We start from the raw sequence: 17,963 nt of genomic DNA, 5'->3' as shown, positions 1-17,963 counted from the left end.
AAATGATAAACTTGCCCCTACAAATCGAATTTTAGTTCATAGGAGCAAGTTGATTAAGCTGATTAATTAGGATTATGCTGACTCGTGTTGTCGATGCCAAGCGGGATGCCATAAAACTTCGGCTGTGGAACGTTTTTCGACCATTTCTTGGGTAATCACACAGCGAACAACATCTTTTCGGGAAGGAATTTCATACATGACTTCTAACATTAATTCCTCCAGAATTCCCCGTAATGCTCTGGCTCCTGTTTTGCGACGGAAGGCTTCTTTGGCAATCGCTTTTAACGCTTCCGGTTCAAATTCTAAACGCACATTATCCATGCGTAATAGCTTTTTATATTGTTTAACCAAGGCATTACTCGGCTCCGTTAAAATTTGCATCAATGCCCCTTCATCCAATGGAGAAACACGAGTTAAAACCGGAAGCCGTCCTATGAATTCGGGAATTAAACCAAATTTGACTAAATCTTCCGGTTGAACATGATATAAAATCTCATCGGACTGGAGGGGAGTAATGGTTGTTTTATTGTCTTCTCCCGACTGAATAAAACCGAGGGATTTTTTACCTAAGCGCTGTTCAATGAGTTTTTCTAACCCAACGAAAGCTCCCCCACAAACAAATAAAATTTTACTGGTATCAATTTGGATAAAATCTTGATAGGGATGCTTTCTTCCGCCTTGGGGAGGAACATTAACAACCGTTCCTTCTAACATTTTTAAGAGGGCTTGTTGTACCCCTTCTCCAGACACATCTCGTGTAATTGAGGTATTTTCGCTTTTACGGGCAATTTTATCAATTTCATCAATATAAATAATTCCCCGTTGTGCCGCTTCAATATCAAAATCGGCAACCTGTAACAGTCGCAGTAAGATATTTTCAACATCATCCCCAACATAACCCGCTTCCGTTAACGTTGTCGCATCGGCAACGGCAAAGGGAACATCTAATAATTTCGCTAAAGATTGGGCGAGTAAGGTTTTGCCACAACCCGTCGGCCCCATTAACAGAATATTGGCTTTTTGTAATTCGACAAAATCATCGGCTCCTGAATCAGAACCATTTAATTTTTCAGCACCTAAGCGTTTATAATGATTATAAACCGCAACAGATAGAACTTTTTTCGCCCCATCCTGACCAATCACATGATCATCTAAATAGTTTTTAATTTCAATGGGTTTAGGAATTGAAGTCAGAGAAAATCCTTTCGTTGCAGACTGTTTTGAGGAACGTGCCTCTGGCTGGCCGCTCACTGAACCCTTGGCTCGATTGCGGTCAGAAAATTCTTCTTCTAAAATTTCGTTACAGAGTTCAACGCACTCATCACAGATATAAACACCTGGGCCGGCAATTAATTTGCGAACTTGCTCTTGAGATTTACCGCAGAACGAGCATCGTAAGTGGGAGTCATATCTGGACATAGTGAATTAATCTTTTTTTAATTAATTGCTGGTGGCTTTTCCCTAAAAAGGGGAGATGGATTGAATGGGTTTGCTGCTTGGACTGGGATGGGTTTCCTTTTGGGGACATCCTAAGCAAGATCCATCCAATACTCTCTTCCTTTAAACTAACACTAAATCAAGAAAACGTGGCAATTTCAGGTTATTCTTTATTTTTACGATAGACCGGGGAGGGAAGTAGGCAGATAAACCGTAAAGGTAGAACCAACTCCCAGTTGGCTAGATACTTTAATTTGTCCTCCCATCATTTTGCAGAAATGGTGGGTTACCGTTAAGCCTAAACCGGTTCCGCCATATTGACGACTAAAGGAATTATCCACTTGGGTAAAAGCTTGAAATAACGTTTGCTGTTGTTCTAAAGAAATCCCTATTCCGGTGTCACTCACTTGAAAACAAATCCAGTCTAAGTCGCCATTGTGTTCTCGGTTTAACGTCAGGGTAACTTTCCCCTTTTGGGTGAATTTTAAGGCATTACTGAGCAAATTATAAAAAATTTGTCGGATTTTACCCATATCTCCCTCCATCAGATCTAAATTGTTTTTACAACAAATTTGAATTGTATTTTGATTTTGATCCGCTAGAGGTTGTAAGGTTGTCACCACGTCATGAATTAAACTAGCGACTTCAAAGGTTTCCACATTCAGAGGCATTCGCCCCGATTCTACTTTACATAAATCCAAGATTTCATTAATCATGGTGAGTAAATGGGAACCCGACTGACGAATTTTTTGTACATCGGGTAATAAATCATGAATCTCACGATCTAAGACTTCTTCAAGTAATAAATCACTAAACCCAATAATAGCGTGTAACGGTGTCCTTAACTCATGACTCATATTTGCTAAAAAGGTACTTTTGGCTTGGTTAGCAGTTTGAGCTTGATCTAAAGCGGTTTGTAAAATCGATTCAACCTTCAACCGTTCAATCATTTCAGTTCGCAATTGTTGAATTGCATCTTGTAATTCTGTCGTGCGTTTTTTAACTCTAATTTCTAATTCTGCCTTGACTTGGGCTAGGGCTTGTTCCGCTTTTCGGCGTTCAAATCGTTCAATGGCTAAGGCAACTAAATTCGCTAAGGAATCAATAAAGGTTCGATCTTCAAGATTACATTTCTGTTGATTACTGGGATATTCTACACAGATAAACCCAATAATTTTTCCCCCCAACCAAATCGGTACATCTAAACGGTTTCTCTGGGAATAGGGAAGATCCTTCAGGTAAGATTCAGATGATGAATCGAAAGAAAATAAACGATCAGCAGAAAAAGGTGCAGGTTGAGGATTAATCTGAGTTGAACAATGGGGAAAACAAGGATTAACGAGGGATAAATCCTCCGGGGAATGGTGATGGTTTTGACGTTCATACAAATCTAAACAAATCCAATCTAAACCTGGCTTTTCTATCCCAGATTCAACGTTAAATTCAGGAATGAATTCAGGAGATTGTTCGGTTTTTAAAATAGCATAACGAATGCTACTATTAAGCCAAACACTGACGCGATCTACTTCTAATGTATTGGCTGCGGTTTCAGTAATTTGGCGAATGGCAATATCCAGATGATCACAATTGCGGGTTTGTTCTCGACTTAAATCCCGCAGAGCAACATTTTGACGATGTAGGCGTTCTGTACTGACTTGTAGGGTTTGTTCCGCTTGTTTTCGTTCTGTAATATCATGGAAAATCGAGAGTATCGCTCGTTCTCCTTGAAACAGTAAAATTTGGAAAGAACCCATCACCCAAAAAGGGGTTCCGTTCAGTTTTTTGACTTGCAGTTCATAGTTATGAATATAGCCTTCCGCTATGACTTTTTCAATTAATTTTTGCCGATCTAAAGGAATAAGATAAAAGTCAAGGGTTTTGAGGGTTTTGATTTGCTTCAGCGAAAAACAAAATAAATTACTGGACATGACATTGGCATATAAGATTAAGCCATCGGATAAGCGACTAATAATAATCGGAATAGGAGTGGCTTCTGCGATCGCTTCAAAGATTTCTCGCCGTTCTAATGGAGTTTCAGAAGTGTCCATAGACGGGGAGGATTTGTGTTTTTGTTTGTCATGCCAGACTTTCAGATCAATAGTTGTATTTTTCCAGGTTTCAAGGTCTGGGAATAGGGAATTGGCGTGACCCGTAAAAGATTCTTGGGAAAGTTTTTCTTCTAGCATCATTCAAGAGTTTCAAGATTGAATTGGGGGTTTAAAAAAAGACTCATGAACTGGTTGTTTTGCTGACAGCTAGGACAGGGAAATAGACCAGTAACTAACGAGACAGCATCAATCCAATATCCTCTGGCTTATACCAAATCTGAGCGGGAAGGAAAAAGCGACTTATACTTAAAGCAGAATACCACCCATCACAGAATTGTTATTTAGGGCTAACCTTCTGAATAGAAGCTAAACCCATTTTATGCCAACACCCATTAACTTTGAGGGCGGAATTAACTTATATCGCCATCCCTATTTCCCCTGCACCCTGAATGACTTTGATAATTCTGAACAGTTTAGAATAAGATAACCTATATTGGGTGAATTAGGATTAAGGTTTTCCCGGAAAAGATCAAAATTTTTTGATCAGGAGTTAAACGCCGGACATTAACATATTTCTCGAATTCCCAAGCTGTGAGATATTGATTCTTGCACTCTCTTGGATTAGATATTTGCTGTGTCGTTAAGCTATGCACTGGTTCATGAATGGTTAACACCCTTGGCGACGGGTGGTTCAGAACTCGTTGTGCAGGAAATTCTCAACCATATTGAAGCGGATGTTTACGCGCTGATTGATTTTGAATCGACAAACCCTGACAGCTATTTGTATCAACGTACCATTGGTACAACCTTTCTTCAACAGTTTCCCCTGGCGCGTTCTGGGGTGCAGAAATATTTGCCTTTACTTCCCCTGGCCATTGAACAACTCGATGTCCGAGATTATGATGTGATTCTCTCCTCTTCCCATGCCGTTGCTAAAGGGGTGCTGACCAGTCCCCATCAACTGCATCTGTGTTACTGCCATACCCCGATGCGCTACGCCTGGGATTTAACCTTTGACTATCTCAACAGTAGTTTAGCGGGAAAGGGGCTACAAGGGGTGTTAACGCGCTATCTCCTGCATCGTTTGCGGCAGTGGGATGTAATCTCAGCGAACCGAGTGGATTATTTTATTGCCAATTCTAAACATACGGCTCGACGGATTTGGCGGTGTTATCGGCGGCCAGCCACCGTGATTTACCCCCCGGTGCAGGTAGAACGATTTTGTTTTCAGCCGCAAAAACAAGACTTTTACTTAACCGTTTGTCGTTTGGTAAGTTATAAAAAAATCTCATTGATTGTGCAAGCGTTCAATCGTCTCGGATACCCTTTAGTGGTGATTGGCACCGGCCCCGATTTAAAGGCGATTCAACAACTGGCAAAACCCAATGTTCAGGTCTTAGGATGGCAATCCAATCAAGTAGTAGACCAGTATATGAGGGATGCTAAAGCCTTTGTCTACGCCTCCTGTGAGGATTTTGGCATGGCCTTAGTAGAAGCTCAAGCCTGTGGTACTCCTGTGATTGCCTACGGTGCGGGAGGTGCTTTGGAAACGGTGCGAGATCTGCGACAATATCCAGATTCGGCAACGGGTTTACTGTTTTGTGCCCAAACCGAGGAGGCATTGGTAGAGGCCGTAGAAGCGTTTGAGCAGTCTAGGGGAAAGTTTAACCCTGATATGGCTCGATTAAACGCCTCTGGGTTCAACCCGAAACAATTCCAAGAGCATTATTGGGGATTCGTCGAGCATTGCTTACAACAATTTCAATCGGGAAATATCGGCTAAAATGCCAATTGATTTCGGATATTGAAAATAGGTTTCCCAAAGCAGAGGGTTTAAAATCAAGGAATTCTTTTAACAGTGGATTAAAATTTGGGCTATACTCCCCTTTTCCACTGGAGTTTTCCCCTTCTGTCAAGAACGATTTTTTATCCGAATTTTGACGAACTAAAGCCGAATTACCTATATTGGGTGTCTTGAGGCTTTATGATCAGGACTGTGTGTGGTGTGAATTGAAGGAGTAAGATGACTGCCAATAGCCAACTCATCTTTGGTAAGGGACTTCGGCGTGGGTTCACAAGGCGGGGGGTTTTGCCCTTAGCCCATCGGGCGATGCCTCAACCCCTGTCTCGACAGCGTTTAGACGAGGAGTTTTTTAAGAGATCCTTTGATATTGTCTTTTCCCTGTCTGTTCTGATTTTGTTTGCTCCGGTTTACATAATTTTGGCTCTGCTGATTGCGTTAAGCTCACCAGGGTCAGTTTTTTATGTCCAAGAGCGAGTCGGGAAAAACCGGAAATTGTTCGGTTGTATTAAATTCAGAACAATGGTGAGTAATGCCGATGAAATGTTAGTACAAATGATGGAAACCCATCCCCATTTGCGGGAAGAATTTCACAATAATTTCAAACTCAAACATGATCCTAGAATTACTTGGATAGGTCGGTTTTTACGGGTGACAAGTTTAGATGAATTTCCCCAATTTTGGAATGTTTTAATGGGGGATATGAGTGTAGTTGGCCCTAGACCTTTAGTGGTTGAAGAACTACATAAATATGGTCGTCACATGGATAAAATTTTGACCATTAAACCCGGAATTACTGGACTATGGCAAGTTTCAGGACGCAATGATATTCCCTATCCTCGTCGCGTTCAGATGGATTTATACTATGTCAATTTTAAGAATTTCTGGACGGATTTATGGATAGTCATCAAAACCATTGGTGTTGTGATTTTTCCTAAAAATAATGGAGCTTATTAGGTTCAGAAAAAATACAAGATTCCTAGCTCAATTGAATCTTGTTTTATTTTTCTTTGAATTTTCAAACCTAGAATTTGATAAACCCCCTAAACCTTGTACATCAAGAGTTGAGGGGTTTCATTTTGAGCTAACTAGCCGATAAGCTCAAACTGGGATGAGGATTCTCCGGTAACTGAACAAGCCTGATAGAGTAGGGATTGGAATTAACTTGAATTAAACTGAATATCAGGTTAATTTGGTGATGGGTACTGATCCAAGACTGACCAGTCTGCAAGATCAGGTTGATTGATTCACGGACTGAATTGCTGATCAGGTTCTGGGGTGCAAAAAAGACAGACTTCTCCCCGTTAATTGTTATGTACAATTAAACCAGGGAATATTAACCTACAAGACCATAAGGAATACTATAAATGACGGAACGGAAAAGAGCCTTAATTACAGGAATTACGGGTCAAGATGGCTCATACCTGAGTGAATTGTTACTCGAAAAAGGCTATGAAGTTCATGGAATTATTCGTCGCTCTTCTAGCTTTAATACTGACCGCATTGACCATATTTATAAAGATCCTCATAACCTGGAGGCGCGGTTATTTCTACATTACGGAGATTTAACCGATGGCACAACTTTACGCCGAATTCTCGAAGAAGTTAAACCCGTAGAAATTTATAACCTTGGCGCTCAATCCCATGTTCGGGTCAGTTTTGATTCCCCTGAATATACTGTTGATACGGTTGGAATGGGGGTTTTACGTTTATTAGAAGCAATTCGAGACTATCAACACCGTACCGGGATCGAAGTCCGTTTTTATCAAGCGGGTTCTTCAGAAATGTTTGGGAAAGTATTAGAAATTCCCCAAAAAGAAACGACACCTTTCTATCCCCGCAGCCCCTACGCCTGTGCTAAAGTTTATGGACATTGGCAAACTGTAAACTATCGAGAATCCTACGGTTTATTTGCCTGTAATGGAATTTTATTTAACCATGAAAGTCCCCGGCGTGGCCCTACCTTTGTGACCCGTAAAATTACCCGCGCCGTCGCTCGAATTGTTAAAGGAAAACAAAAGGAAATCTATTTGGGAAATCTCGACTCAAAACGAGATTGGGGCTATGCTAAAGATTATGTTCGAGCCATGTGGCTGATGCTCCAACATTCTGAACCGGATGATTATGTGGTAGCGACTAATGAAACCCATTCGATTCGGGAATTCCTCGATATTGCCTTTGGACACGTTAATTTAGATTGGCAAAATTATGTCAAATTTGATCAACGCTATTTACGTCCTGCGGAAGTAGATATTTTAATTGGTGACCCGGCTAAAGCTAAAGAAAAATTAGGATGGGAACCCAGTGTTACCTTTGAAGAATTGGTTAAATTAATGGTAGATTCTGATCTCAAAGCGTTGGAGGAAACTCAAGAACCTACCCATCAATTTGATTAATAACTGATTTGACACTCCCCAGCCTAAAGGCGTGGGGATTCTTTGTTCACAGAGCCAACTTGCTCAAACAGGATTTCTCCAGCCAGAGTAGAGGTCAATTCTCCCAAAGCGTTGCTTGCATCTAGCGCAAGAGTTCCCGTATGCCCTACGGTACTCAATCCTCGACTCAGGATATTTCTAGCTGCGTTTTCATCTCTATCCATTACGCAACCACATTGACAAACGTGTGTCCTAGTGGATAGTGTTTTCTTAACAATTTCACCGCAACTAGAGCATTCTTGGCTGGTATATTGCGGATTGATCGCCACCGTGACTCTTTCAAATACTTTACCAAAATATTCGATCCAGATCCGAAACTGATACCAGGATGCGTCATTAATAGACTTAGCTAAACAATGATTTTTTACCAGATTTTTAATTCTCAAATCTTCGTAAGCTATCAAGTCGTTAGACTGAACTACGCACCGTGCTAATTTCACAGCATGGTCTTTACGTTGCCTACTTATTTTGAGGTGGCGTTTCCCTAAAATCTGTCTAGCTTTGCCTCGATTTTTTGAACCTTTGACTTTTCTGGAAATCCGACGTTGTGAACGTTTAAGAACCTTTTCCCCTTGACGCAAAAAATTAGGGTTCTCAACCATTACACCATTAGAGTCGGTGTAGTATTCCTTCAAACCCACATCTAATCCGATGGTATTTCCAGAAGGCTTTGTATTTTCTTTCCGGTCAACATCGACACAGAATTGAACATACACACCGTCTGCACGTTTTACTAACCTCACCCGTTTTATTTGGCTAATTTGGTAAAAGTGTAAGTCGCGTGTGCCTTTTAACTTGAGTTTACCAATATTTTTTTTATCGGTAAACTTTATTGATTTTCTGTCATCTGCCAGTTTCCAACCCGTTGATTTATACTCAACAGAACGGCAGTTTTTCTGGAATTGGGGATATCCTTTTTTACCAGGAATTGACTTTTTGCAGTTCTCGTAAAAACGGGAAATAGCAGACCAGGCTCGTTCGGCGCTAGATTGTCTAGCTTGAGAGTTTAGTTCATTAGCAAACGGAAAATTCTTAGCCAGCACGGCGCAATATTTGTTGAGATCATACTTATCTATTTTTTTGTTGTCCATCCAATAGCGTAAACAGCTATTGCGAACAAATTGTGCTGTACGAATCGCTTCATTTACTGCTTCAATCTGACTGGCTTTTCCGTAAGCTTTGAACTCAAACACTAACATCGCCTTACCTCCGGCCGGATTTCTTATGCTATATCTTTGGGCACAAGATTGGTTGACATTGCAACAAAGGTTTACAATTAAAGCCTAACTAGAAGTTAGGGGTTTTAAACCGAATTTTCTGATAATAGAGGCGAAATTCATGAGTCCACTGGATTTAACAAATAAACGGATTCTGGTAACAGGAGGTGCGGGGTTTTTAGGGCGTCAAGTGGTGGCTCAACTGCATCAAGCAGGTGCTGATCCAAACCAGATTATGATCCCTCGTTCTAAAGATTATAATTTGTGTACATTAGACGCTTGCCAAAAAGTGGTTCAGGATCAAGATATTGTGATTCATTTGGCGGCACACGTTGGCGGCATTGGTTTGAATTTAGTCAAACCGGCTGAATTGTTCTACGATAACTTGATGATGGGGACTCAATTAATTGAAAGTGCCTATCGTGCAGGGGTAGAAAAGTTTGTTTGTGTGGGAACCATTTGCGCCTATCCTAAGTTTACGCCTGTTCCTTTTAAAGAAGATGATCTGTGGGACGGTTATCCTGAAGAAACCAATGCACCCTATGGAATTGCTAAAAAAGCATTGTTGGTGCAATTACAAGCTTATCGTCAACAATATGGTTTCAATGGAATTTATCTGTTACCCGTGAATTTATACGGCCCAGAAGATAATTTTGATCCCAAAAGTTCCCATGTAATTCCGGCATTAATTCGCAAGGTTTATGAAGCTCAACAACGGGGAGATAAAACCCTCCCAGTTTGGGGAGATGGCAGTCCCAGCCGCGAGTTTCTGTATTCAACGGATGCAGCGCGGGGAATTGTTATGGCTACTCAATTGTACAATGAACCCGATCCTGTTAATTTAGGGACAAATCAGGAAGTCAAAATTAAAGACTTAGTAGAAACGATTTGTGAATTGATGGGATTTGAGGGAGAAATTGTCTGGGAAACGGATAAACCCAATGGTCAACCTCGGCGTTGTTTAGATACAACTAGAGCAAAAGAAAAATTCGGGTTTATGGCAGAAGTTGGCTTTAAAGAAGGGTTAAAAAATACCATTGATTGGTATCGTCAACACGCTGAATAAGGTTTTAAAAAGTAACGATTAGGGTGTTTCATCTCAAGTGACACACCCTTTTTTTATGACCCTTAAACCCGAATTGCTGCGGCAATGTTAGTGATGATTTAGACTTCGATATTAATAGTTGGGCAACATTGAATTTTGTTTATCGAGTTGTGGGAAAGAAATTAACAAAAAACTCTATAAATTAGCGTAGAAACTTATCCTTTTAGAAGAAGACAATCTTCAGTATACAACTATATTTTAGACAATGCCCCGTCCTAATACTTTTCTCTTTAAAGCTAACACACGAGGACGAGCTCCTTTGCCGGAAAAACCCAACCCTTCTCGAAAGATTTCCGGCATATAAAAACGAGCTATATCTTCTTTTTCTTTATCTTCATAAATCACTCCCATGTCCTCTAATATTCTAACGGTTGTTGGCTCCATATCAAACTTTTCTACAGCAAAAGGAATGCTGCGTAGTTCAACAGAATATTGTCGTAGTGTCTCAACCCATTTTTCAAACTCTGGATATTCTTCTTTTGCTTCCTCTACTTTCTTTTCACTACAAGGCTTTAAGGCTTTACGGATTGATTGGGGCGGTAAAAGTCGGCTAGTAGACCATTTTTCAAATTGAATATTGTTGGATTGTTCCACTGTAATTTTAGCCGCATTATACAAAAACCGAACAATATCTCTTGCTTGCAATCTACCATTAAAATCTGTTAAAGCAGCAAATATCCAAGCATAAGAATAGGCTTCTTTAGAGTGATCAGAACCCAACCTTTTACCCCATAAATCTTGTAGTTTTTCTATCAAATCTTCTCGACTCAAACTTTCTATATTAATTTGCTCTGCACCCATTATTTTTGATTGAGCGCAAAGCCAAAAAACTAACTTTAGAAAAGAATCTTGATCCCATAATAAATCGTAAGAACGGTAAAGATTTTCAAACTGTCCTAAATTTTGAGTAATGGTATAACGGAGGAAATCTCGTCGTAAGAAAATGATCACCCCTAAATTAGATTGTCTGATTTCAGACAGCTTATTAGGTAAATCTTCAATTAAAGATTTTAACGCGATTTTTTGTTGAGAATTAGAGGCAATATCAGAAAAAATATCTTCTAATCCATCAAATAAAAAAATGATTTTCAAGGATTTATCTTTTAATTCATGATTGATTGTATAAAGACTAAGAGAACTGGTCTGATCAACATTAATCCCGATCACTCTTGCCATCTCTTTAATCCAAAATTCTGTCCATTCCGGTTCACTCCAAGCTGAGTTATGAGAAATTGCTCTTTTGATTCTATCTACACAATCTGAGGATTGAAAGCTCTGCTGATCACCAATCACCATGTGAACTTCATTTCTAGCTTCATTGATAATATTTTTTGCCTGATCACTCAGTTTTCCTGATTGCAACAGAGGGAAAATATAAGTTTGTGAAGTTCTTAATGGTTGGGACGGAGCAATCTTTTTTAAAAAATTTTCCCAATATTTAAAGCGGGATAACTGAATATAATTAAAGGTTTTACCCGCTCCTTTAGCACCAATTGATACAACACGGGGTAAGTCATCCTGAAACTGAGTTGCTAAATTTTTTAAGGGTTCTGTCACTAATAAATCTTCCCCTTCACCCTGTTCAGCATATTCGTACTTCTCGCAGATTTGCATAAGTTTCTGAACTTCTGATAGGGGATCAGATTGATTAGTTATTCCTGAATTTAAGTCCTGATTTTCCTGCTCATACAACTGTTCATTAGCCCACTCAAAAGCCATTTCCATGACTGAAGTTGGTCTAAGTTTTTCTCGTGCTTCTTCCCAATTATTAATATAAAGTAATTCCTGGGCAAAATAAGTTTCTTTGATTTCTAGTCTTGTTAAATACAAATAATCTTCTTCAGATTGTATATAAGCATACCGAAATCTCACTAAAGCATCCTTAAAAGCGGGTAATTTTTCGAGTTCAGGCGTCAGCATAGTAATGATTAAAGATGGATCATAATATTGTTGATCATTTATACTATTCTCTGACGGTGCTACGCGACCAATTTGTTCAAGCACTAAACTTGTACCGCTTATTGATTGTTCTGTAATTGTTGTTATAATAAAACGCTGAATTCGGGGATCAAAAATAATCGGACTCGATATTTCACTCAAACCTGCTCTGAGATCAATAAAAATATAATCTGCACCAACAGCATGACCTAAACGATGCAGCGCATTTCCACATTCCCAAGTTCCATCTAAAGTTCTGACTAATTGTTCAGGAAGAATGGGTGTATCTAAAAGTTGATGATCATTGAGACAAGCAGGTAAGAAATATACCGTTGACTTTCCTTCGGATTTAGAAGATTTTTTGATTTCTTTTGCTAAAAATGAAAGGGTTTGTTCTCGGTCAATTGGAGAATAATGATAGGATTCTAAAAAATCAATAAATGAAAGAGTAGGTTGTTGTTTTTCAGCACGATTCCAATAGGTCAAACCCGGAGCTTCTAAATCGGCATCAATGACTAATATCGTAATTGCTTTATCTATTTCTTTAGCTCTTTCTAACAAGGCAAAAAGATGGGCCGCTAAGTGTAGAGTTCTTCCCACTCCACCTTTAAAAGAATAGAATGCAATTAAACCGGGAGGAGTTTCATATTTTTCAGGAAGATGAACAGATTTCGATCTTTCTGCTATGACTTCGGGGTCACTTTCAAGATAAGCAATTTCTTCCCAAAATGGACGAACAACAATATTTTTTTCATAAAAGTTATCTTCTACACTAAATTCTACAGGTAATGTAGAATCACCTATATCAAGCTGAATAATAAATTGTTCCTCTTGATACCAATCCCCAAACCATTTTTTTAAAATAGTATTAATTTCAGGTTTATACTCATCGTTAATAATACCAATCTCTAAAGCATCTGAAAAACAATTAATTCTGACAACTCCATTAGGTAATTGATTCCCGTAACTTGTTTCTCGACGAATCACCCTTTGCACATCAAACCAAGTCAATAATCTCATGAATTTCATCACTTAAGCTCCTGTTCAATAAATTTACAGATTGTTAACAACTTTTCTTCTAAATGTTTATCTGTTGAGCTTTGTTGTTCGCTTTCATCACCCCACCTTTCTAGTTTACCACCATAACGCCACATTTGATTAATTTGACCTAGATTTAATTGTCTTTTCTCAGATCTATTTTTATCATCTTTTATGTCTGATATAAATATAAATTTAGGTAACTTTAAATTACCAGCAGCCAATAAATCTAACAGCTTATTTATATCATGCTGTGCCTGCTTAAACCTTTCATCCTGGCAATAATCAATACGATTTTTTCTTGTTCTTTTCATATACATTGCTTTCAAACCACATTCGACAGCGTAAAATAAGAGTAACCTATGAGCATTAGTTTTAGGATTTTCACAACCATAAGCTGACCTATTTTCTCTCCATGCTCTCTGCATTTCTCTATCGGTAAATGCTATAGCCATTAACCTGTTATTACCTCCTAGATTAAAGAAATTAATTAACTCATACTGATATAGATAATCTCCCCTGATTAACAGGGGAGATTTAATAATCTAAACACCAACAATAGAATGTTTATAAACCTGTTCAACCACTGTTGCTAACCGCTTCATACCTTCGGTAATCTCTTCATCCGTTGCCGTTAAACTAATGCGAAGACATTGATTTTTATGGCTCCATTCTCCTTGTAAACCGGGGAAAAATGAACTACCAGGAACTACAATTAAACCGACTTCTTTTAACTGTTGATAAAGTTCCCAATCCGTCATCGGTAAATCTTTAAACCACATCCAGGCAAAAATTGCGCCTTCACCTCGATGTAAAAACCAAGGTAAATTGTTAGGCATGGCTTGATTTAATGCCGTTTCAACAACGGTGAATTTCTGCTGATAATAAGGACGAATCACCTCAGTAGCAATTTCTGATAATGCTCCAGACCCAATGGCGCGAGCGGCAATGGCTTGTCCATAACGAGGGGAATGAATACACATATTAGTTTGAAACGCTTCTAATACCTGAATTGTGCTTTCATCCCCGATGGCAATTCCTAATCGTTCCCCTGGTAAACCGGCTTTTGATAAACTAATACAATGAATAATATTCTCTCCAAAAACGGGTTTCATTTCCGTAAAATTCAACGCCGGAAAGGGGGGAGCATAGGCCGAATCAATAAACACTGGAACCTCAAAAGGTGCCGCTAATGCTGCAATTTTTTTGACTTCTTCTTCCGTTAAAACATTACCACTGGGATTACAGGGACGGGAGAAAACAACACAGCCAGTCGTTTCATCAATCGTTAATTGACTAAAATCAGGACGATATTTAAAATAATGATTAGCTTCATCAATATCTAAGGCAGGTTGATAGGAAAAAACTGCTTCAGGAATTAAACTCACACCTCCATATCCGGTATAATCAGGACTTAAAGGTAAAACAACTTTTTTCAATTTACCTTCGGTGGTATATCCCCCAAAGGCATTAGCAGCATAGAAATAAATCGACTGACTCCCCGGTGTAATTAATACATTACGATCCGTTAAATTTAACCCATAACGAGAGTTAAAATCCTCAACAATAACATCAATAAAAGGTTGATATCCCTGACTCGAACCATACCGACAAACCACTTCTCCATATTCTGGACTCGATAGCAATTGTTCCGTACAATCTCGCCAAAGTTGTTCAACTTCTGGCAAAATTACCGGATTTCCCGCACTTAAATTAATAAAATCTTTACCTTTTCCTGATCTTAACGTTTCAATAATATCTTTCATAATGGCACGAACCCCGGTTAAACGAGACATCCGTTCACCAAATTGTGTCAATGCAGGATTCATAGTTCTATAACCCAATTAATTAACATTATCCACCTGTTATCAGGAGGCTGTCGGCAGAATCATAACCAGAAATCAATACCCAAAACCTCAGCAATGGAATCTGATGCCTGTTAATCCTCATTTGATCAATCTTAACCTTAGAATTGAAAATACAGAATAGTTTCAATCAGAATGTTAGGGGTTTTTGTGTCTATGGTGATCTGGCAAGCTGATTTTTATCGTCGTCCCCTCAAGGATACCAGTGGTCAACCCCTTTGGGAGTTATTAGTCTGTGATCAGACTCGCCAAGTTGAGTTTATAGCGATGTGTCCTCAATCGCAAGCGAATTCGACTTGGTTAATTGAACAGTTACAGCAAGCAATTGTAATCCGAAAACCGGAGCGAATTCAAGTCTTTCGTCCCCAGTCTTTTAGTTTATTAGAAATGGCTGGTAAAGCATTAGGAATTGTCGTCGAACCTGCTCGAAATACTGTCGCCTTAAAACAGTGGTTAGAGGAACGTTCAAAATCCTATTCTGAGTTAGAAAATTATACGGGTGAACTTTATAATCCTGTGAAATTAGATCAACCTCCCCCTTTACCTTTACCTGAAAATTTATGGGGCGATCGCTGGCGATTTGCTAACATTCCTGCGGGAAATTTACAAGAATTTTTTGCAGATCGTCCGATTCCTATTCTACAAATGCCTGATCAATTTTTACCGTTTAATTTGGGGTTAGCCTCTGTGGTAGCTATTCCGGGGATTGTGATTGATGGGGGTAAAAAATCGATGCAGTTGGCGCGATGGTTAGCGGAAATTCAACCTTTTTCTTGCAATTATATTTCGGGCTCACCCGATGGATTAATTTTAGAATCAGGGTTAATTGATCGTTGGGTAATAGCCACTTTTGAAGATGCAGAGGTCATAGAAGCCGCTAAAACCTTTGAAGTTAGAAAACAGTTAGCCAAGGGATTACATTTTATATTAGTTCAACCGGATGATTCGGGGATGACTTTTAGTGGATTTTGGTTATTAAAAGGGGAAATAAAAAAATAAAGTTAATAGGAGAAATCGGGTTTTTTCAAGAAACCCGATTTCTGAATAGTCTACAGTTTAACTTCTACAATTTCAGCAACAGATTCTAGTGTAGAATTCGGTACTGTAAAATTTCTGCGTAAGTTGTCAAATATTAAACCCTTGCCAATTCTCAAGGCTCAATTTTCGTTCCTAATACAGTTAAAAAAGCCGCTAACCAACGGGGATGAGCCGGCCAAGCGGGAGCCGTAACTAAATTTCCATCTATAATGGCATCATCAACAGCAATATCCGCATATTCTCCTCCGGCGCGAATCACATCGGGGCCACAAGCAGGATAGGCAGAACACCGTTTTCCCTGTAAAACATCGGCTGCTGCTAACAGTTGAGCACCATGACAAATGGCAGCAATGGGTTTATTCGTTTGAGCAAAATACTGCACCATTTTAATAACATCTGCATTCAACCGAATATATTCCGGTGCGCGACCCCCTGGAATGATTAAGGCATCATAATCTTCAGATTTAATCTGATCAAATGTGGCATTTAAAGTGAAATTATGACCGGGTTTTTCACTATAGGTTTGGTCGCCTTCAAAGTCATGAATTGCAGTTTTTACCTTTTCCCCGGCTTTTTTCCCCGGACACACCGCATGAACCGTATGTCCGACCATTTGTAACGCTTGAAAGGGAACCATGCACTCGTAATCTTCAACAAAGTCACCCACGAGCATTAAAATTTGTTTGGCAGCCATAGATAAATTTAATTAGAAAAATCAGTTTTCTCTTTATATTATAAATTGTTCATAGTAAAATGAATAGGGCAGAGGATTGGGGAGGAATAATCAGGGGTGTTTGATAGTATTTGCAAGTTTCTGGCAGAAAATTTTTCTCAAGATTTGGCGAGTTGGTTGTTGGGTTCTCCCGTTGCATTAACTGAGTTGAGTCCCCAAGAGTTATCATTGGAACCTATTCGGGCTGATTCTTTAATCTTACTGCAATCCGATGATTTGGTCTTGCATACAGAATTTCAAACTGAACCTAGTGCTAAAATCCCTTTTCGGATGTTAGATTATCGAGTAAGGGTCTATCGTCGTTTTCCCAACAAAGTCATGCGTCAGGTGGTGATTTATCTGGGTCAAACTTCTTCTCCTTTAGTCCAAGAAAATAGTTTTCGCCTGGAGAATACATTTCATCAGTTTGAGGTAATTCGTCTTTGGGAACAACCCCCTGAACGGTTTTTAAATGTATTAGGACTGTTACCCTTTGCGGTACTGAGTCAGACCGATGATCCGACAATGATATTAAGTCAAGTTGCTGAAGTAATTGATAGAATTACAGATCAACAGGTTCAAAGTAATCTCGTTGCTGCTTCGGCAATTTTGGCGGGTTTGGTTTTAAATAAAGATACCGTGAAAAGAATTTTAAGGAGTGATCTTATGCGAAATTCAGTCATTTATCAAGAAATTTTACTAGAAGGAAAATTAGAAGGAAAATTAGAAGGAAAATTGGAAGGAAAATTGGAAGCAAAGGAAGAAGTTGCTTTAAATTTATTGCGAATGGGTTTGAGTTTAGAGCAAGTTGTTCAGGCAACTGGATTAAGTGTTGAAGAGATTCAATCTTTGTAAAACGCTTTAGTATGGAGGTCAGTGATATCGAAAATTTATGTATTGTTCAAGAAACCCGATTTTTGAATAATCTCCTTGCTGCTTCGGCAATTTTGGCGGGTTGAGTTTTAAATAAAGATACCGTAAAAAGACTTTTAAGGAGTAATCTCATGCGAAATTCAGTCATCTATCAAGAAATTCTACAAGAAGGGAAATTGGAAGGGAGATTGGAAGGGAAGCTGGAAGCGAAATTGGAAGCAAAATTGAAAGCAAAATTGGAAGGGAAACAGGAAGCGAAGGAAGAAATTGCTTTAAATTTATTGCGAATGGGTTTGAGTTTAGAGCAAGTAATTCAAGCAACTGGATTAAGTCTTGAAAAGATTCAATCTTTGTAAATTAGCTTTGACAGTATTGATAATTGATGAATGGAGGTGAACAAGATGCAAGTTTATTATATTGAATCAGGATAATAAATAGCTCCACAAAAATTAGGAG

Annotated in this window: 14 protein-coding genes; 7 read left to right on the top strand and 7 right to left on the bottom strand. The window is 39.0% G+C overall.

Annotated elements, in window-relative coordinates:
• Nucleotides 1–72: 72 nt before the first annotated feature.
• A complete protein-coding gene (clpX, locus tag H6G57_RS03805) occupies nucleotides 73–1,419 on the bottom strand; it encodes an ATP-dependent protease ATP-binding subunit ClpX (protein WP_190516101.1) in 1,347 nt (448 codons plus the stop codon).
• Between the two features lie 194 nt (nucleotides 1,420–1,613).
• Entirely contained in the window at nucleotides 1,614–3,626 is a 2,013-nt protein-coding gene (locus tag H6G57_RS03800; protein ID WP_190516099.1) for an ATP-binding protein, read from the bottom strand.
• A 493-nt stretch (nucleotides 3,627–4,119) separates the two neighbouring features.
• On the opposite strand from H6G57_RS03800, the gene H6G57_RS03795 reads away from it, so the two are divergent.
• The 3 genes from H6G57_RS03795 (at nucleotide 4,120) to gmd (ending at nucleotide 7,682) form a co-directional block, all read left to right on the top strand.
• Complete coding sequence (locus H6G57_RS03795) at nucleotides 4,120–5,268, top strand: glycosyltransferase (protein WP_190516097.1); 1,149 nt, start codon at nucleotides 4,120–4,122, stop codon at nucleotides 5,266–5,268.
• Between the two features lie 240 nt (nucleotides 5,269–5,508).
• On the top strand, nucleotides 5,509–6,243 hold the full coding sequence (locus tag H6G57_RS03790) for a sugar transferase (RefSeq protein ID WP_190516096.1): 735 nt from the start codon (nucleotides 5,509–5,511) through the stop codon (nucleotides 6,241–6,243).
• A 410-nt stretch (nucleotides 6,244–6,653) separates the two neighbouring features.
• Nucleotides 6,654–7,682, top strand: coding sequence for a GDP-mannose 4,6-dehydratase (gene gmd, locus H6G57_RS03785; RefSeq protein WP_190516094.1), 1,029 nt, complete (start codon nucleotides 6,654–6,656; stop codon nucleotides 7,680–7,682).
• Between the two features lie 23 nt (nucleotides 7,683–7,705).
• Here gmd and H6G57_RS03780 read toward each other — a convergent pair whose 3' ends face one another.
• Entirely contained in the window at nucleotides 7,706–8,920 is a 1,215-nt protein-coding gene (locus tag H6G57_RS03780; RefSeq protein ID WP_190516092.1) for an RNA-guided endonuclease TnpB family protein, read from the bottom strand.
• A gap of 139 nt (nucleotides 8,921–9,059) precedes the next feature.
• On the opposite strand from H6G57_RS03780, the gene H6G57_RS03775 reads away from it, so the two are divergent.
• Nucleotides 9,060–10,004 carry a GDP-L-fucose synthase gene (locus H6G57_RS03775; RefSeq protein WP_190516090.1) on the top strand — a complete coding sequence of 315 codons (945 nt, stop codon included), beginning with the start codon at nucleotides 9,060–9,062 and terminating at the stop codon, nucleotides 10,002–10,004.
• A gap of 237 nt (nucleotides 10,005–10,241) precedes the next feature.
• On the opposite strand, the gene H6G57_RS03770 is transcribed toward H6G57_RS03775, so the two are convergent.
• The 3 genes from H6G57_RS03770 to H6G57_RS03760 all read right to left on the bottom strand — a co-directional run bounded on the left by H6G57_RS03770 (nucleotide 10,242) and on the right by H6G57_RS03760 (nucleotide 14,848).
• A complete protein-coding gene (locus H6G57_RS03770; protein WP_190516089.1) occupies nucleotides 10,242–13,010 on the bottom strand; it encodes a ParA family protein in 2,769 nt (922 codons plus the stop codon).
• Entirely contained in the window at nucleotides 13,010–13,474 is a 465-nt protein-coding gene (locus tag H6G57_RS03765; protein ID WP_190516087.1) for a hypothetical protein, read from the bottom strand. Before H6G57_RS03765 ends, H6G57_RS03770 begins: the two co-directional genes overlap by 1 nt.
• Before the next feature lie 90 nt (nucleotides 13,475–13,564).
• The gene (locus H6G57_RS03760) at nucleotides 13,565–14,848 is read right to left on the bottom strand and encodes a valine--pyruvate transaminase (RefSeq protein WP_190516086.1); all 1,284 of its coding nucleotides are present in this window, start codon (nucleotides 14,846–14,848) and stop codon (nucleotides 13,565–13,567) included.
• A gap of 192 nt (nucleotides 14,849–15,040) precedes the next feature.
• Between H6G57_RS03760 and H6G57_RS03755 the strand changes: the two genes are divergently transcribed.
• Complete coding sequence (locus H6G57_RS03755) at nucleotides 15,041–15,883, top strand: Tab2/Atab2 family RNA-binding protein (protein ID WP_190516318.1); 843 nt, start codon at nucleotides 15,041–15,043, stop codon at nucleotides 15,881–15,883.
• A 151-nt stretch (nucleotides 15,884–16,034) separates the two neighbouring features.
• Here H6G57_RS03755 and H6G57_RS03750 read toward each other — a convergent pair whose 3' ends face one another.
• Nucleotides 16,035–16,616 carry a DJ-1/PfpI family protein gene (locus H6G57_RS03750; protein ID WP_190516084.1) on the bottom strand — a complete coding sequence of 194 codons (582 nt, stop codon included), beginning with the start codon at nucleotides 16,614–16,616 and terminating at the stop codon, nucleotides 16,035–16,037.
• 96 nt (nucleotides 16,617–16,712) lie between these two features.
• Here H6G57_RS03750 and H6G57_RS03745 point away from each other — a divergent pair, with 96 nt between their 5' ends.
• Entirely contained in the window at nucleotides 16,713–17,489 is a 777-nt protein-coding gene (locus tag H6G57_RS03745) for an Rpn family recombination-promoting nuclease/putative transposase (protein ID WP_190516082.1), read from the top strand.
• Nucleotides 17,490–17,638: 149 nt separating this feature from the next.
• On the top strand, nucleotides 17,639–17,863 hold the full coding sequence (locus H6G57_RS28835) for an Rpn family recombination-promoting nuclease/putative transposase (protein ID WP_190516081.1): 225 nt from the start codon (nucleotides 17,639–17,641) through the stop codon (nucleotides 17,861–17,863).
• Nucleotides 17,864–17,963: the final 100 nt, after the last annotated feature.

Source organism: Planktothrix sp. FACHB-1365 (genome assembly GCF_014697575.1).
Taxonomy (GTDB): Bacteria; Cyanobacteriota; Cyanobacteriia; order Cyanobacteriales; family Microcoleaceae; genus Planktothrix.
This window is presented reverse-complemented; position numbering and strand designations above follow the sequence as displayed.

Excerpts from the sequence above, each read along its gene's own strand:
- clpX (WP_190516101.1), bottom strand. The coding sequence starts at position 1,419 with ATGTCCAGATATGACTCCCACTTACGATGCTCGTTCTGCGGTAAATCT.
- H6G57_RS03790 (WP_190516096.1), top strand. The coding sequence starts at position 5,509 with ATGACTGCCAATAGCCAACTCATCTTTGGTAAGGGACTTCGGCGTGGG.
- H6G57_RS03770 (WP_190516089.1), bottom strand. The coding sequence starts at position 13,010 with ATGAAATTCATGAGATTATTGACTTGGTTTGATGTGCAAAGGGTGATT.
- H6G57_RS03800 (WP_190516099.1), bottom strand. The coding sequence starts at position 3,626 with ATGATGCTAGAAGAAAAACTTTCCCAAGAATCTTTTACGGGTCACGCC.
- H6G57_RS03780 (WP_190516092.1), bottom strand. The coding sequence starts at position 8,920 with ATGTTAGTGTTTGAGTTCAAAGCTTACGGAAAAGCCAGTCAGATTGAA.
- H6G57_RS28835 (WP_190516081.1), top strand. The coding sequence starts at position 17,639 with ATGCGAAATTCAGTCATCTATCAAGAAATTCTACAAGAAGGGAAATTG.
- H6G57_RS03765 (WP_190516087.1), bottom strand. The coding sequence starts at position 13,474 with ATGGCTATAGCATTTACCGATAGAGAAATGCAGAGAGCATGGAGAGAA.
- H6G57_RS03760 (WP_190516086.1), bottom strand. The coding sequence starts at position 14,848 with ATGAATCCTGCATTGACACAATTTGGTGAACGGATGTCTCGTTTAACC.
- gmd (WP_190516094.1), top strand. The coding sequence starts at position 6,654 with ATGACGGAACGGAAAAGAGCCTTAATTACAGGAATTACGGGTCAAGAT.
- H6G57_RS03755 (WP_190516318.1), top strand. The coding sequence starts at position 15,041 with ATGGTGATCTGGCAAGCTGATTTTTATCGTCGTCCCCTCAAGGATACC.
- H6G57_RS03750 (WP_190516084.1), bottom strand. The coding sequence starts at position 16,616 with ATGGCTGCCAAACAAATTTTAATGCTCGTGGGTGACTTTGTTGAAGAT.
- H6G57_RS03775 (WP_190516090.1), top strand. The coding sequence starts at position 9,060 with ATGAGTCCACTGGATTTAACAAATAAACGGATTCTGGTAACAGGAGGT.